The sequence below is a fragment of the uncultured Ruminococcus sp. genome (assembly GCA_902785355.1).
Lineage (GTDB): Bacteria > Bacillota > Clostridia > Oscillospirales > Acutalibacteraceae > Ruminococcoides.
Map to the genome: position 1 here is coordinate 27,596 of CACZYF010000003.1, position 14,872 is coordinate 42,467.

Here is a 14,872-nt window from a genome sequence, read left to right on the forward strand (position 1 = left end):
CCTAAAGTGGCTTCGCAATGACTATTTCATAAATGCACGCGTACCAAAAGACGCTTCGCAATGACTATTTCATAAATGCACGCTGCAAAAGGGGGCTGTCGCGTGACAGCCCCCTAACGTTCATTGATTAGTTTTGTGTATCGGGATTGTAGTTATAGAACTTGCACCAATCCTGATCATCGGAATTTCTGTTCGCATCGTCAATCACTACCCAGATCTCGGGATACTCGTCATAAGAGATCGGACCGTAGTCCTTGGTCTGCGGAGAACCGGTGCCCTCGCTGATGATGAAGTAGTAATCAAGACCGCCCGGAATCGGGAAGGTGACGTCATACCACTCAGCGCCGGCTTCCTTGCTCAGGGTCAGACCCGGCCACGAATCATAGCAGTTGATCGGTGAACCGGTGCCGTCATAAGCCCATGCCCACAGGTTGGGATCCCAGGAATCGTCGCCGGTGTGCTTGACGTGCATGATCGGACTTGCAACACTGTAAACATACAGATACTCGACATACTTGTCGCAGGTCACGATACCGGAAGCGTTCGCGGGCGCCTTATCGAGCTTGTAGTAAGCGATCCTCTGAGGCTCGGTGGTGTAAGGCTCGCCGTAACGGATACGGGTCTCGCCCGCGGGAGTCAGCGCACGCTTGGAGCCGTCTTCCTTAAGGGTCGCGTGACGGGTGGTGATCGTGTAAACGGGCTTGATCATTCCGGCAAGGTAACGCTGCAGCATGGTAGCGTCGGGGATATCGGTCTCGCCGTTTACGTCATAATCGCCGCGCTTCTCATGCTCTTCATCCAGGGTGATGACCTCGCAGAGGAAGCGCTGCAGAACGGTCACGTCGATAACGTCCAGCTCACCGCTGTCATCGATATCGCCGTTCGGGACACGGAAGGGAGTGGGAACATAGTCGACAAACTTGAAGTTTACGACCTGATCTTCTTCGGTGAAGACGCCTTCGGTATTGCCCTCTACGCTGCCGAGCTCATACTCGAGCGGAACCGCGTCGTCAGCGGTTACGGAATAACCCTCGCCGGGCTTACCGAGAACGGAACTGCTGGAGAGAACCTCACCGGTCGCGTCAACAATATTGTTCAGGGTGATCTTGGAGAACTCGCTCTTGAGGTTGGCCTCCTCAAAGGTGCTCTTCTCGACCGCTACGATCGCGGAGCTTGCGGGCAGCTTGAAGGTCAGACCCTTGCACTCGTCGAGCTTGGTGATACCGGCAGCCTTGTCGTTGACAACGATGACCCACTCGGTATTCTCGTCGATGGTCTTGTCCTTTCTCAGCTTAGCGGACTTGAAGGTATAGGTCTTGTCGGAGGTGGAGCCGTTGTAGAATACGGCGATCTTGTTCCACTCGCCCTCGGTGTTGTTATGGATGGTGTAAACGATGGTATCAACGGAACCGGAGGTCTCTACAAAGTACTCGTAGTTTCCGCCGTCCTTCTGGGTGACCTTAGCGGTGAAGGGAGAGAAGCTCTTTCTCAGTTCGAAGAGACCTCTGTAGTAGGAAACGAGGTCGGCGTTGGTCTTTAAGAGTGACCAGTCGATCATGTTGAGGGTCGCGGCGCTCTTGTAGGAGTTCTCGTCGCCGTCCTTGGAACGGCCCATCTCCTCACCGGCGAGCAAGAAGTCGATACCCTGAGAGGTGTTGATGATCGCACTCGCAAGCTTATTGGAGGCGATAGCCTTCGCGTAGCGCGCGCGGTAATCGGCTCTGGTACCCTCGGAAGCGGCAACCAGCTTATCATACAGGGTCATGTTATCATGGCAGGAAGCGTAGGTTACGGTCTGCTCGGGGGTGACGGCAGTCCATCTGCCCCCCTTGCCTACGGAGTTGGCGCGAATACCCGCCGCAACGTCGGGAGCAAGGATCTTGGAACCGTTGACAAAGCCTCTTGCGGTAGCGCCGTCAAATACGCCGCCCTTGATACCGTCGCGGATCTGGTCGTTGAAGAAGCCGATGCGGGTCGGGAGCTTAGATGCGTTGGTCTGAACGGTCATGTAGGTAGCGGTACCGGAGCAGGTTACGGGATCATAAACGGTATTGCCTGCCCAGCCTTCGCCGTACATAAGGATACGGGGGTCGATCTGATCCATATCGTCGCGGATCATGGTCATGGTCTCGCCGTCATGAACGCCCATCAGGTCGAAGCGGTAACCGTCGATATGGTACTCGTTCGTCCAGTAGTTGAGCATCTCGCGCATGTACTTACGGTACATCGCGCGCTCGGAGGCGGTATCGTTACCGCAGCCGGACTGCTGGCTGTAGGTGCCGTTGGCAGCCATTCGATAATAATACTCGGGAACGGAATAGGTGAAGCAGGAATCAACGGAGTAGGTGTGGTTGTACACAACGTCCATGATAACGCCGATACCGGCGTCGTGGAGCGCCTTAATCATCTGCTTGCACTCGTTGATACGAACGTTGCCGTCATAGGGGTTAGTAGAGAAGGAGCCCTCGGGAACGCCGTAGTTTTTAGGATCATAGCCCCAGTTGAACTGGCTGTCATCGCCCGCCTCGTTGATGGTGGCGAAGTCATAGAAGGGGTTGATCTGAACATGAGTGATACCGAGCTGCTTTAAGTAGTCGATACCGGTTGAGAGGACACCTTCGTTGTTGAGAGTAGTTCCGGTCTCAGTGAAGCCGAGGAATTTTCCGCGGTTCGCGTCAGACACGCCGGAGTTCGGGTTGTAGGAAAAGTCCTTGACCTGAACCTCCCAGATAATCGCGTCGGTCTGAGAATCGGTAAAGACGTGATGATCGTCATTCCAGCCCTCGGGATCGGTCTTGTCGAGGTCAACGACCATGGAGCGGTCGCCGTTCACGCCGACTGCATGAGAGTAGATATCCTGCGTCTCATGGGTCACGAAACCGGAGCTGTGGTAGATGTGATCGGGATTGGTGATGGTGTAGGTGTAATAGGTGTTGACGATGTCGCCGTCTACGGTAACGGTCCATACGCCCGTCCATTTTTCACCGTCCATCAGCTTCTCCATCTGAGTGGTGCCGAGGTTGGCGGCGCCCTCTTCCCTGTCGGAGCCGGTCGCATAGCGGTTGAGCTTGACCTCAGTCGCCAGGGGCGCCCATACCTTGAAGGTGGTGGCATTGGGAGAATAGATCGCGCCTAATTCTCCGTCGTAGGCATATTCTGCGTCCAGAGCCATAGCGGCGTCGCTGTAGGGATTGTCGGCAGCGGAAGCGGAAACGACCGCTACGCTGAGCATACCCGCAACAAGCGCTAAGGTCAGCAGCAGAGCTATAACCTTCTTTGTCTTTTTCATGCAGTTTCCTCCTTAAATAATATAAATGTTATGAAAAAGCATTGGTTAACCAATCAGTCATCAATGCTGATTGCCTTCATTTTACGTTTTTTATTCGTTCTGAGGATGATCGCGATCACACCGAGCAGAACGATAGCGCCGCCGGCGATCAGGATATAGATCAGGTAATCGGCGCGGGGCTTCTGGTAGTACACCAGCACGTTCAGCTCAACGGGTGTGAACAAAGCGTTGCTGTTGCTCTCCTCAAAATACTCGTAACCGTCAAAATCGAGTATCTCCAGCTCGAGCTTATCCCCCTCTACGCCCATGTAGGACTTGCGGTCGAGGATCTTGCCGTCCTCGGCGAGATAGATCACATTTGCGCGGCACTGATAATCGCCGTCGACCTTTTTGTCCTCTTTCTTCTTCTCCTCGACCTGCTTATATCGGAAAACAACGTCGATCGGCTCATCGGTATAGTTACCGGCAGCGTTATCGGGAAGATTATCCAGATCGAGCGAATAACCCTTCACACCGGGAATCGTCGGGGTGAAATAACGCTGACCGACGCGATTTGTCATAACAATGGTATCGGCAAGCTGCTTGTCCTTCTCACTGAGGAAACGGATGGTGACGGTGGAATAATCTCCCTCGTATTGCTCAACGGGAACGTTGACGACCTCATACAGCTTATTGAAGCTGCCGTTCAGGCTGCCCTTGGAAACGATGTTATAATTGAACAGCAGAGCGGACGGAGCTTCGGCTGTGTAGGACTCGCCCTTCTTACCTTCGAGGCGCTCCTCACAGATGACCTCGCCGCTCTTCTTATCCGTATAGCGCATGTAAACAACGCTCTCAGGCTCCTTCTGAGCAACAGAAGCAAAGCCCTCCTTGTCAATCAAAACAGCGGCGCAGCCGGCGGGAACCATGATTGTACCGGAAACGTTATCCATCGCGCGCAAGCCCGCGAATTCACCGTCGGCGACCTGTACCCATGCTCCGACAGGCAGGGTGACCTTTGCGCTCTTCTCCTGATCGCCGTTATAGATGACGACCGCGGAGGCGGAGCCGCTTGCCGCTACGCTGTACGCCAAAGCTGACTTTGTATCCGTCTCGAGCGATTCACGCTTCGCGGAACCGTCGCGCAGGGCGGGAACCGCCTTGCGGATCGCGATAAGGCCGCTGTAATAATCGGTAAGCGTCGCGTACTTATACCGCGATTTCCAGTCGATCTGATTGATCTCAACGGAAGAAATATAGGAATTTTCATCCCCCTGCTTGGTACGCGCCATCTCTTCACCCGCAAGCATGAACGGCATACCGTTGCTCATCAGGACGATCGCGGCCGTCAGGCGATTCATCTTAACCAGATCCTCGCGGCGTTCGGAATATTTGCCGTCGTGATGGACCGAATCGGTGAGTTTATCATATAAAGTCAGATTATCGTGGCAGGAAGCGTAGTTCACACACTGGTCGGGCGTCTTTGCCCAGCCGCCGCCGTCGCCCTCAACGGTGCTTCGTACACCGGACTTGGACGAGCCCTTCTGTACAAAGCCGGGCTCCTTCGCGTTGAAGTTCGAGCCCTTGATCGCGTCGCGTCCGGTATCATTGAAAGCGCCGATCCCGGGGAGCAGATACATATTGCTCTGATTAGCGAGCTTGACGTCGGGCTGCACGGTAGTCTGCATGTTCCACGCTTCGCCGTACATCAGGATCTTCTCTCCGTCGGGAAGCGTATTCAAATCGGCGCGGATGCCCTGCATGGTACCTACGTCCATCAATCCCATCAGATCAAAGCGAAAGCCGTCGATATGATATTCGCTCGCCCAGTACTTCACCGAATCACGGATCAGCTTACTGACCATGAAACGTTCGGTAGCAACGTCGTTTCCGCAGCCTGAGCCGTTTGACCAACTGCCGTCCTCGTTGAAACGATGATAGTAAAACGGAACAATATGATGGAAGAAGGAATCCTCCGAGAAATAGGTATGATTATAGACTACGTCCATGATAACGCCGATTCCCGCCTTGTGAAGTGACTGGATCATCTGTTTACACTCCTTGACGCGGGTTATACCGTCGTAAGGATTCGAGGAATAGGAGCCCTCGGGAACGTTATAGTTCTTCGGATCATAGCCCCAGTTATACTGATCGTCGATAGGCTTCGACTCATCAATAGAGGCAAAATCGTAGAACGGGTTGATCTGGACATAATTCACGCCGAGTTCCTTTAAGTAGCTGACGCAGGTAGAGAGGTTCTCTTCCCTGCCCTCGTAGGTCGTGCCTTCCTCGGTAAAGGCAAGGAACTTACCGCGATTTGCCTCACTGACGCCCGAATCGGGATCAGCAGAGAAATCACGCACGCTGACCTCCCATACGACCGCATCGGTCGCGCTGCCGACACGCTTGAAGCTGTCATCCTTCCAGCCCTCGGGATCGGTATCGCGCAGATCGAGGATCATACCGCGGTTGCCGTTCACACCGGCGGACTTTGCGTAAGGGTCGACGACCTCATGCGTCTCACCGTTGGCGGTCACCTTATAAGTGTAATACATATTCTTATAGTCGCCGGGCAGAGTGATATACCATGTTCCGACGGTCTTGGAAAACTTCATCGGCTTGATAGCGATGGTGTTGAAGCCCTCCTCCTCATCGGAGCCGGTTTTATAGATACAAACCTTAACTTCATCCGCGGTCGGCGCCCAAAGCTTGAAATTGGTATAATCCGGCGTGTAGTTCGCTCCAAGATCATTGTCGCTGTAGACCGTTTTGTCAAGTCTCTTGGCATAACCGTCATAGCCGTAGCTTTTTGGATGGAGCGGCGGCTCGGTGGGCTTCTGAGTCGGTTTCACGGTAGGCGCCTCGGTGGGCGGCTCGGTCGGGGGCTCGGTTTCGATAATCTCTGCAATCGTAGGCGCTTCAGGCATGGTCTCAACCTCCTGTACTTCGGTCTCACCCTCTGCATAAAAGCCGACAGAAGCGACCGTACAAAGGCAAATAAAAGCCAAAAATAGTGAAATTACACGTTTATAACTCAATTCGACTACCTCAATTTAGCATGTTTATACATCATTATCATATCAAATAAGACTACATATTTAATTCCGAATTAGAATTATATTTATAAATATTATACAATATTTTACAGGATATTCCATCGTCACCGATAACGCTCCGCTGCATAGAATATAACAGTAACAGGAAAGGAGCCATGTATCGATGGTAACATATACAGTCAGACCGGGCAATACCCTTTACGCGATCGCGCAGTTCTTCGGTACAAATCCCGAAGAAATCGCCGAGGCAAACGGACTGGTGCCTCCCTACACCATTTTTCCCGGGCAGGAGCTGCTCCTCCCGATCGAGGAGATCCGGTCGCCGCGCTACTATGTAGTACGTCCGGGCGATACGATCCTGTCGATCGCAGATCGCTACGGTTTAGAGCTCGAGAACATCCTGAGCCTGAATAAGCTCGAGAATCCCAACATCATCTATCCCGGCCAAATACTGAGACTGACGAAATGAACGACGCCGCCGCTTGAGATACAGCGGCGGCAATTCTAAATTTATATGTATATGACAAAAGCGACAGCTGCGCTGCCGCCGTTGTTCGGTCGCCTTATGCCGAAGGCTCCTTGACCTTTTTGATCCCGTAGATCTTCCTGAGGAAGAACGAGAGGATCTTCGGATGATCCAATACAACTACCTTCATCGCTGCCTCCTTGTCAAACAGGTGATGATGAGCACGATCGCCGCTATCACACACACTGCTTTTGTCGGTAGGATCGAGGCTGTCAGCAGCCCCAGTCCGAAGGAGATCGCTGTGGCACAGCTGTTCTTACGACATCTCATTTTCATCACCCTGTATATACTACGCAAACGGCGCAGAAATGTTACCGTTGAAATATCGACGGACTTTTGATACAATAGGAAATGTATTCGATTGAGATTGCCGCAGCCATGACGGGCTTCGCAATGACATAATTAATGATATGGTGATATCATGAGAGAAGTAAAAGTAACGAAGAATGACGCGGGTCAGCGGCTGGACAAGTACCTCTCCAAGCGGTTTAAAACCATGCCGAAGTCGCTGATGTATAAATACCTGCGCACAAAATATATCAAGTTAAACGGAAAGAAGGTACAGCCCGAGGTGTTCCTCAGCGAGGGCGACGTGCTGACCTTCTATATCAGGGACGAGTTCTTTGAGGAGCAGAGAAGCTACGACTTTATGAAAGCCGGAAAACAGCTCGATATCCTCTATGAGGACGAGAACATCCTCCTACTGGATAAAAAGATCGGCGTTATCTGTCATCAGGACAACCGCTACGACAGCGATACACTGAACCTGCGCGTTCTGCGCTATCTGTATGACAATGGAGAATACAAGCCCGATACGGAGCACAGCTTTACCCCTGCATTATGCAACCGCATCGACCGCAACACCGGCGGAATCGTGATCGCGGCGAAGAATGCCGAAGCGCTCCGCGTGATGAATCAAAAGATTCGCGACAGGGAGATCGAAAAATACTATCTGTGCGCCGTCAAAGGTACGCCGAAGCCCGAGCACGCGATCCTCACAGCCTATCACTCTAAGGATGAGCGCACCAATACGGTCATCATACACGACAAACAGCGCGAGGGCGATAAGTTGATCATCACCGAATACACGGTTTTGGATTCCGCTGACGGCTTATCGCTCTGCGAGGTGCTCCTGCATACCGGCAGAACGCACCAGATTCGCGCGCATATGGCGCATATCGGACACCCGCTGCTCGGGGATGAAAAGTACGGCGACAGAAAGCTCAACGCAAAACTGCATATGAAGCGACAGGCGCTGTATTCATATAAGCTGACCTTCCGCTTCACCTCTCCCGCCGGTTGTCTGGAGGGGCTGAACGGAAAAAGTTTCTCAGTAAAGAACGTATGGTTTGCAGAACACGGAAAGCTCAATATCAAAGGCTCCCTGTAAACGGGGAGCCTGACAATTACTTTTCGGGATTGATCCTGAGCATTGCGCACATCGTACCGCGGTCACCCTTGGTAGCGCGATGGCTCCAGAGCAGATCACTGTTGTGCTGTGTACAGATGTCGCTCAAGGTGATATTCCCGGGCTTTACGCCGCAGGACACCAGGATCTGACGGTTGCACTCGAGCATATCGACCATGTACTTGCCGCCGTCCTTGGGAAATACGAACTTATCGGAATCAAGACCGAGCGCGTAGAACTCCTTCGCGCACGGCTCATCGACCTCATAACAGCAGACTGATATATTCGGACCGACCGCACAGACAAGATCGGCGGGATCGGTACCGAAGCTGTCGGTCATGGTTCGGATGACCTTCTCGGCGATCCTGCCGACAGTGCCGCGCCATCCGGCGTGTGCCAGACCGATCGCATGGGTCACGGTATCGACAAAGAAAAGCGGTGTGCAGTCGGCATAGTAGGTGCATAACGTCACGCCCGGCTCGATGGTCACGAGGCCGTCTACGCTCTCGATATCCTTCGCCCGGTAAATGCCGATACCCTTCTCGGCGGAGGTACACACCCTGACAAAGGTATGATGATCCTGAGAGGACGCGACCAAAGAGCTGAAATCAAAGCCCGCCGCCTTACAGAATCTCTTATAGTTCTCGGTGACCGCCTCGGGATCGTCATGATCAAAGCTCATATCCATCGGGTGGATGGTACGGGTACCCTCCCCAATCTTTGTCGAAAAAGCGTGGCGGATAAAGGGAATGGCGCTGAGGCTGTCATAGGTCAGATAAGAAACGCCCTCACGGTTATTGAGGGTGAACACATCGGATCGAAAAGTCATTACATCACCTGTTTTTTAAAGTTGCTGTTATTATACTACGTTCACGAACATCTTGCAATAGTCAAAAACAGATGTTATACTGAGATACAGACAGGTCAAAACTGCCACAGCTTAAACAATTGTTTCGGCTGTGCGATATACTGATTAATTATGATGGTGATATTATGAAAAAGAAACTGTTTGGAAATAATATAGCCGTGTCGTGCGTGTACTGCGAACATTCTAAAACCGAGGGTGAATCACAGTACTGCACCAAGAACAAAAGCCTGAAAAACGGTAAATGCAGCAAATTCAAATACAACCCTATCATGCGCGAGCCTAAGGGGATGGCTCCCCTGAAAAGCTTTTCCAAAGAGGACTTCGAGCTGTAAACGATCGTTCAAGCTATGTATCGATAATAAATTATAAGGAGATCACGGTGGAAAACTCACTCTACACCAAAAACAAGGTCATCCGTATCTGCTCCGCGGTCGCCGTGTACCTGCTGGCACTGCTGTATGCGATCATCGCGGTCGGGAGCATCGTGCAGACCAGTCATATCGACCCCGCCAATCCATACAGCGAGCGGATCACCTTTGACAGCGATCTGATATTCACCAATCTGGCGCTGATCGGACTGAGCGTCATGGCAGCTCTTACGATGATGCGAAAGCATATCGAGATCAGCAGACTGAATACTCGCTTCATCGTCGGGGTAATGCTGCTGTTCACAACGGTGCTCTCGCTCGCGTGGGTGAATATGGTTCGGTCGGTACCCTCGGGTGACAGCATGACCCTGCTGAATACCGCAAAGAGCGCTTCACAAGGCAACTTCGGAAATCTGGTCAACTCCGGGGCGAGCTACGGCAACCACAGTTACTTTGACTTTTATCCGAACGAACTGGGCTTTGTTCTGTTTGAACAGCTTTTCTATACCCTTTTCGGCAGCGGAACGAGCGCGTTGGTATTCCAGATCATCAACGTGATCGCATTGGACGCGGTCTATATCGGACTGGTGATGATCGTCAAGTACGCATTTGACCGTCCTTCTGTAACGAATCTGAGTGCGATTCTACTGACGCTGTTCCTACAGCCGATGTTCATCACAACCTACGTCTACAGCTATCTGATCGGGCTTTCGTTCATCGTATGGGCGATCTTTTTCGCACTCCGCTTCATGAAGGAGAACAAGCTGCTGTACGCGGGACTCGGCATACTGACGGCGATTCTAGGCTATATACTCCGCCCCGAATACATGGTGATCCTGATCGCGGTATGCATCGCGCTGGTGCTTCATGCGGTCGACAGGAAGAAGTGGCTCTCGATCGCGATGGCGGCATTGATGGTGCTCTGTGCCTTCGGCGCACAGAAGCTGGTCGTCGCGGGCTACAGAAGCGCGAGCGGCGGCAAGCTCAATACCCACCTCTCGTCAACCGTCAAGCGCTACGCGGGTATCAGCGAATCCGGCATGGCGCCGTGTTGGTATAACGCGGTTGACTTCAACACGCTCTTAGGCTCAAATATGGATATGAAGGCGGCGGATGAATCCGCGAAGCTCGGCATCAAGGAACGAACGCAGAGCTTATCCGCGTCCCGTCGTACCGTCGAGTTCTTTAAGGAAAAGCTTCTCAGCCAAATCAACGAGCCTACCTTCCAGTCCATTTGGCTGAGTCAGGTCAGGGAACATGATCTCCCGACGAACGAGAAGCTCTCCCCCATCGTAGAATCCGTATATACCGGCGGCTTGAAGCTTCTGCTCGATAACTGGTTCCACTACTTCAACATGATGGTACTGCTGTTCTCGTCAGCGGGGATGATATGGCTGATCCTGCGAAAAGCGCTCTGTCCGCAGACGCTGATCCTACCGCTGTCAGTCACAGGCGGCATCCTATACCACATGCTGTATGAAGCTAAAAGCCAATATATGCTGCCGTACTTCATCTTCCTCATCCCCCTCGCGGCTTATGGGATGATCGAAAGCACCAAAGCAATTTATTTTCTGTTAAAGAAAATAAAAAGCAAGTTGAACAAGGAAACCGAAAAGGCACCCGTTGAAACAGAATAATAGACACAAAAATGCCCGTCGACTGTGACGGGCACTCTTTATTCAATTTTAGCGTTGATAGTATGAGGCGACCTTCCTCAGCTTTCGCGTAGCGGCGCTGATATGTCGAGAGACAGTGGATTTAGAAAGACACATCGTCTTAGCGATGTCCTTCATCTTGATACCTTCCAAATAATACATCGTCAGACAGCTGCGCTGGCGGTCGGTCAGCTCGTGGCGGATCGCGCGGAGCAGGATCTTTCGCATCCGCTCACGCTCGGGACGGTTGGTAGAACCATGTTGATAGAGATGAAAAGCGATCAGATCGCTGCTTTCATCCGTCAAGTACATACGCTCATGCCGCATCGCTGTGCTCCTGTGCTCGACTGCTCAACAGCTCGGCGGTCTTTAGCAATTCGCGATAGATCACCCGGTAGGAGATTATCGCGTCGCTGATCTGCTTCCGCATATCGGCGGTCAGGTTTCGATCGTTCAAAAGGGCTTTCTTCTTCTCAATCACGGCTTGTACACGGGAAGCATTCTCGCGGTATTCCTGTGCCCATTCAAGATAATTCATGTCTGTTCCTTTCGCTCATCTGCATTTACTTTTATAAAACCGGACGTATTCACTGAGCATGGGGCTCGCTCATCATCGGCAGGGATTTAGCATCATTCTCCCTTTCGATACTTCTATTTTACCATAGAAATACAGATAAAGCAAGTGATTTTAGAATATTTGTTCGAATTATTTTCAAAAATATATCGGCGATTCCGAAAAATCGCCGACGATTGATATTATTGTTCAGTACTGTTCTTCTCCGATTTCTGTCTGCGGGATTCCTTAGGCGGGACTTCAGCGGTCTTTTTGATGACTTCGACATGATCGTAGCACCGCTTGAACACGATACGGCCCTCGAAATCTTTTCCGCATCTAAGGCAGCGGAAGTTCGCGCGAAAGCTGCGATTCTTCAAACGCCACTTACTGCGCCTGAGAGCGCGTCTACCGCACTGCTCGCAGTTGAAGTACATCTGGTGTCTGTCAACGCCGGGATCCTTCAAATCACAGATATTATAGTTCTTGAAGGTGACCCTGCTGTAGAAGTCATCATCACAGCGATAGATGAACTCCTTCAACAGTTCCTCGTTATAAAGCGCCTTGAAGCAGGCAGCGGAGAGCTCCGCGTCCTGATACGCCCGATGGAGCTTTCCTTCCTCAAAGGTAAGTCCGATCGCTTCGGCGCATGCGGACAGACCCATCTGGTGATGGCGGTCGGTGTAGTTCAAAGCGCGCTCGCAGTACTTCTGTAAATTCACATAGTACTGTAAAAACGAAACCTTGTTATTTCCGAAGAAATAGCGGTAGTTCTCCATCAGCACGAGGATATCACTGTTGCTCCACGTGAGCAGCACGCCGTCACCGAGGAACTTACGGAACTTTGAGCACACATGAGAGAAGGTATTGTGGCTCTCCTTGAGCTCGTCGATCGTGATGTGCGTCAAGGCGGATACATGCGAATTGAGCTTCTTGCTGATCTGCGGTGTGACCAGTTCGGAGAAGGTATCGATGATATTTAATTGTTCGTCACATTTAACGGCGCCAAACTCGATAATCTCATTAACAAAGCGATGTCTGTGCTTGGAATACGCGGCGTTAAATTCAAGATCAAGAATAATGTAATTCATGCAAACAGGGTTTGGGGTATGTGCGGGGCACCCCTGCCCGAACAGATTTTATCAATATTTACTGACCAAAATTATTTATTGCGGAACTGGTGCTTCATGCGCTGTTCCTTGCTGAGGATCTCCTTACGCATACGGATGCTGACGGGAGTGACCTCGACCAGCTCATCATCCGCGATAAACTCCAGACACTGCTCGAGAGAGAGGATGGAGGGCGGCGTGAGCTTTAACGCGTCATCCGAGCCCGAAGCGCGGGTATTGGTGATATGCTTCTTCTTACAGACGTTGACGGTGATATCCTCCGCCTTGGGACAGGCGCCGACGATCATACCCTCATAGACGTCTACGCCGGGTCCGACAAAGAGTCTGCCGCGCTCCTGAGCGGCATAAAGGCCGTAGGTGACGGTCTCGCCGGTCTCGAACGCGATCAGCGAACCCTGATGGCGGGTGACGATATCGCCCTTATACGGCTCGTAAGAATCAAAAACGTGGTTCATGATACCGTTACCGTTGGTATCGGTCAGAAACTCGGGGCGATAGCCCATCAAGCCGCGGGACGGGATGCGGAACTCGATGTGAGTCGAGCCGCCGTCGCGCGTTCCCATGTTGATCAGCTCCGCCTTACGGGAGCCGAGCTTCTCCATAACGGCGCCGACATATGCCTCCGGCACCTCGATCATCAGGTACTCGATCGGCTCGCAGAGGACGCCGTCGATCATCTTGGTGATGACCTGCGGACGGCTGACCTGGAACTCGTACCCCTCGCGGCGCATGGTCTCGATCAGGATAGACAGGTGCAGCTCGCCTCTGCCGCTGACCTTGAATGTATCGGCGGAGTCGGTCTCCTCCACGCGCAGGGCAACGTTGGTCTCGACCTCCTTGAACAGTCTGTCACGGATATTGCGGGAGGTGACGTACTTGCCCTCTCTGCCCGCGAAAGGAGAATTATTGACGATAAAGTTCATCGAAACGGTCGGCTCGTCGATCTTGACAAACGGGAGCGGATCGATGTGATCGGGAGCGCAGATCGTCTCACCGATGTTGATATCCGCAATACCGGATACACAGACGAGATCACCCATCTCGGCTTCGTCGCACTCCACACGCTTCAAGCCCTCAAACTCATAAAGCTTACTGACCTTGACGTTGGTGGTGGTGCCGTCCTGATGGCAGAGAACCGCCTGCTGACCGGACTTGACACGTCCGCGCTCGACTCTGCCGATGCCGATGCGTCCGACATATTCGTCATACTCGATATTGGAGACGAGCAGCTGGAGCGGCGCGTCGACCTCACCTTGAGGAGCGGGGATCTCGCGGATGATTGCCTCGAACAGCGGCTTCATATCAGGGGTCATCTCATACGGATCAAGGGAGGATACGCCCTCTCTCGCGGAAGCATATACGACAGGGAACTCGAGCTGATCATCATCGGCGCCGAGCTCGATAAAGAGATCGAGCACCTCGTCGATGACCTCCTCGGGGCGGGCGCCGTCACGGTCGATCTTGTTGACGACAACCAGCGGCTTCTTACCGAGTCCGAGTGCCTTTTTCAGCACGAAACGGGTCTGCGGCATACAACCCTCGAAAGCGTCAACCAGCAGCAGAACGCCGTCGACCATCATCAGGATACGTTCTACCTCGCCGCCGAAATCGGCGTGTCCGGGGGTATCAACGATATTGATCTTGGTATCTCCGTACATGACGGAGGTATTCTTGGACAAAATCGTGATACCGCGCTCACGCTCCAGATCGTTCGAGTCCATGACGCGCTCGTTAACAACCTCGTTCGAGCGGAAAATACCGCTCTGGCGGAGCAGCTGATCGACCAGGGTGGTCTTACCGTGGTCGACGTGGGCGATGATCGCGATATTACGCAGGTTTTCTCTCTCTGACATTTGAATCACCTTGATTTTTCATATATGCGCCACAGGCGCAAACTTCCTTATAATACCATATCATTATAGCACTATTGACAGTACAATGCTATGTTAAAATTTACCGAAAAAGAAATCACATCGAAAAAAATATTATGTGCTTTACTTTGTAAGGAAAATCATGTATAATAACTATATATTTTCGTTA

General features: G+C 52.2%; 13 protein-coding genes. 4 read left to right on the forward strand and 9 right to left on the reverse strand.

Annotated features, from left to right (window positions below):
- Window positions 1–127: 127 nt before the first annotated feature.
- A complete protein-coding gene (gene pulA, locus R2I50_RS01250) occupies window positions 128–3,289 on the reverse strand; it encodes a type I pullulanase (RefSeq protein WP_316607257.1) in 3,162 nt (1,053 codons plus the stop codon).
- 53 nt (window positions 3,290–3,342) lie between these two features.
- A complete protein-coding gene (gene pulA, locus R2I50_RS01255; protein ID WP_316607258.1) occupies window positions 3,343–6,195 on the reverse strand; it encodes a type I pullulanase in 2,853 nt (950 codons plus the stop codon).
- A 292-nt stretch (window positions 6,196–6,487) separates the two neighbouring features.
- Between pulA (R2I50_RS01255) and R2I50_RS01260 the strand changes: the two genes are divergently transcribed.
- Window positions 6,488–6,793 carry a LysM peptidoglycan-binding domain-containing protein gene (locus tag R2I50_RS01260; RefSeq protein WP_316607259.1) on the forward strand — a complete coding sequence of 102 codons (306 nt, stop codon included), beginning with the start codon at window positions 6,488–6,490 and terminating at the stop codon, window positions 6,791–6,793.
- 94 nt (window positions 6,794–6,887) lie between these two features.
- On the opposite strand, the gene spoVM is transcribed toward R2I50_RS01260, so the two are convergent.
- Together spoVM and R2I50_RS01270 are read right to left on the reverse strand one after the other, a co-directional pair.
- On the reverse strand, window positions 6,888–6,980 hold the full coding sequence (spoVM, locus tag R2I50_RS01265; protein ID WP_316607260.1) for a stage V sporulation protein SpoVM: 93 nt from the start codon (window positions 6,978–6,980) through the stop codon (window positions 6,888–6,890).
- Window positions 6,977–7,120: a hypothetical protein gene (locus tag R2I50_RS01270; RefSeq protein WP_316607261.1), complete on the reverse strand. Its 144-nt coding sequence runs from the start codon at window positions 7,118–7,120 to the stop codon at window positions 6,977–6,979. Before R2I50_RS01270 ends, spoVM begins: the two co-directional genes overlap by 4 nt.
- Before the next feature lie 151 nt (window positions 7,121–7,271).
- On the opposite strand from R2I50_RS01270, the gene R2I50_RS01275 reads away from it, so the two are divergent.
- Window positions 7,272–8,240 carry an RluA family pseudouridine synthase gene (locus tag R2I50_RS01275; RefSeq protein ID WP_316607262.1) on the forward strand — a complete coding sequence of 323 codons (969 nt, stop codon included), beginning with the start codon at window positions 7,272–7,274 and terminating at the stop codon, window positions 8,238–8,240.
- Between the two features lie 16 nt (window positions 8,241–8,256).
- Here R2I50_RS01275 and pgeF read toward each other — a convergent pair whose 3' ends face one another.
- Window positions 8,257–9,087 (reverse strand): peptidoglycan editing factor PgeF, encoded by an 831-nt coding sequence (pgeF, locus tag R2I50_RS01280; protein WP_316607263.1) that lies wholly within the window; start codon window positions 9,085–9,087, stop codon window positions 8,257–8,259.
- 164 nt (window positions 9,088–9,251) lie between these two features.
- Between pgeF and R2I50_RS01285 the strand changes: the two genes are divergently transcribed.
- Together R2I50_RS01285 and R2I50_RS01290 are read left to right on the forward strand one after the other, a co-directional pair.
- The gene (locus tag R2I50_RS01285) at window positions 9,252–9,458 is read left to right on the forward strand and encodes a hypothetical protein (protein ID WP_316607264.1); all 207 of its coding nucleotides are present in this window, start codon (window positions 9,252–9,254) and stop codon (window positions 9,456–9,458) included.
- Window positions 9,459–9,505: 47 nt separating this feature from the next.
- Window positions 9,506–11,131, forward strand: a complete 1,626-nt coding sequence (locus R2I50_RS01290) for a hypothetical protein (RefSeq protein ID WP_316607265.1) — start codon at window positions 9,506–9,508, stop codon at window positions 11,129–11,131.
- A gap of 48 nt (window positions 11,132–11,179) precedes the next feature.
- Here the strand turns inward: R2I50_RS01290 and R2I50_RS01295 are convergent, their stop codons facing one another.
- From R2I50_RS01295 to typA, 4 genes are all read right to left on the reverse strand, one after another.
- Window positions 11,180–11,476: a sigma-70 family RNA polymerase sigma factor gene (locus tag R2I50_RS01295; protein ID WP_316607266.1), complete on the reverse strand. Its 297-nt coding sequence runs from the start codon at window positions 11,474–11,476 to the stop codon at window positions 11,180–11,182.
- On the reverse strand, window positions 11,466–11,687 hold the full coding sequence (locus R2I50_RS01300) for a hypothetical protein (RefSeq protein ID WP_316607267.1): 222 nt from the start codon (window positions 11,685–11,687) through the stop codon (window positions 11,466–11,468). Before R2I50_RS01300 ends, R2I50_RS01295 begins: the two co-directional genes overlap by 11 nt.
- 218 nt (window positions 11,688–11,905) lie before the next feature.
- On the reverse strand, window positions 11,906–12,793 hold the full coding sequence (locus tag R2I50_RS01305) for a 3'-5' exonuclease (protein ID WP_316607268.1): 888 nt from the start codon (window positions 12,791–12,793) through the stop codon (window positions 11,906–11,908).
- 71 nt (window positions 12,794–12,864) lie between these two features.
- Window positions 12,865–14,685: a translational GTPase TypA gene (gene typA, locus R2I50_RS01310; protein ID WP_316607270.1), complete on the reverse strand. Its 1,821-nt coding sequence runs from the start codon at window positions 14,683–14,685 to the stop codon at window positions 12,865–12,867.
- Window positions 14,686–14,872 lie beyond the last annotated feature (187 nt).

What these genes read in the sequence shown, in the direction of transcription:
- pulA (WP_316607257.1), bottom strand. Translation starts at nt 3,289, where the DNA reads ATGAAAAAGACAAAGAAGGTTATAGCTCTGCTGCTGACCTTAGCGCTT.
- pulA (WP_316607258.1), bottom strand. Translation starts at nt 6,195, where the DNA reads ATGCCTGAAGCGCCTACGATTGCAGAGATTATCGAAACCGAGCCCCCG.
- R2I50_RS01260 (WP_316607259.1), top strand. Translation starts at nt 6,488, where the DNA reads ATGGTAACATATACAGTCAGACCGGGCAATACCCTTTACGCGATCGCG.
- spoVM (WP_316607260.1), bottom strand. Translation starts at nt 6,980, where the DNA reads ATGAAGGTAGTTGTATTGGATCATCCGAAGATCCTCTCGTTCTTCCTC.
- R2I50_RS01270 (WP_316607261.1), bottom strand. Translation starts at nt 7,120, where the DNA reads ATGAGATGTCGTAAGAACAGCTGTGCCACAGCGATCTCCTTCGGACTG.
- R2I50_RS01275 (WP_316607262.1), top strand. Translation starts at nt 7,272, where the DNA reads ATGAGAGAAGTAAAAGTAACGAAGAATGACGCGGGTCAGCGGCTGGAC.
- pgeF (WP_316607263.1), bottom strand. Translation starts at nt 9,087, where the DNA reads ATGACTTTTCGATCCGATGTGTTCACCCTCAATAACCGTGAGGGCGTT.
- R2I50_RS01285 (WP_316607264.1), top strand. Translation starts at nt 9,252, where the DNA reads ATGAAAAAGAAACTGTTTGGAAATAATATAGCCGTGTCGTGCGTGTAC.
- R2I50_RS01295 (WP_316607266.1), bottom strand. Translation starts at nt 11,476, where the DNA reads ATGCGGCATGAGCGTATGTACTTGACGGATGAAAGCAGCGATCTGATC.
- R2I50_RS01300 (WP_316607267.1), bottom strand. Translation starts at nt 11,687, where the DNA reads ATGAATTATCTTGAATGGGCACAGGAATACCGCGAGAATGCTTCCCGT.
- R2I50_RS01305 (WP_316607268.1), bottom strand. Translation starts at nt 12,793, where the DNA reads ATGAATTACATTATTCTTGATCTTGAATTTAACGCCGCGTATTCCAAG.
- typA (WP_316607270.1), bottom strand. Translation starts at nt 14,685, where the DNA reads ATGTCAGAGAGAGAAAACCTGCGTAATATCGCGATCATCGCCCACGTC.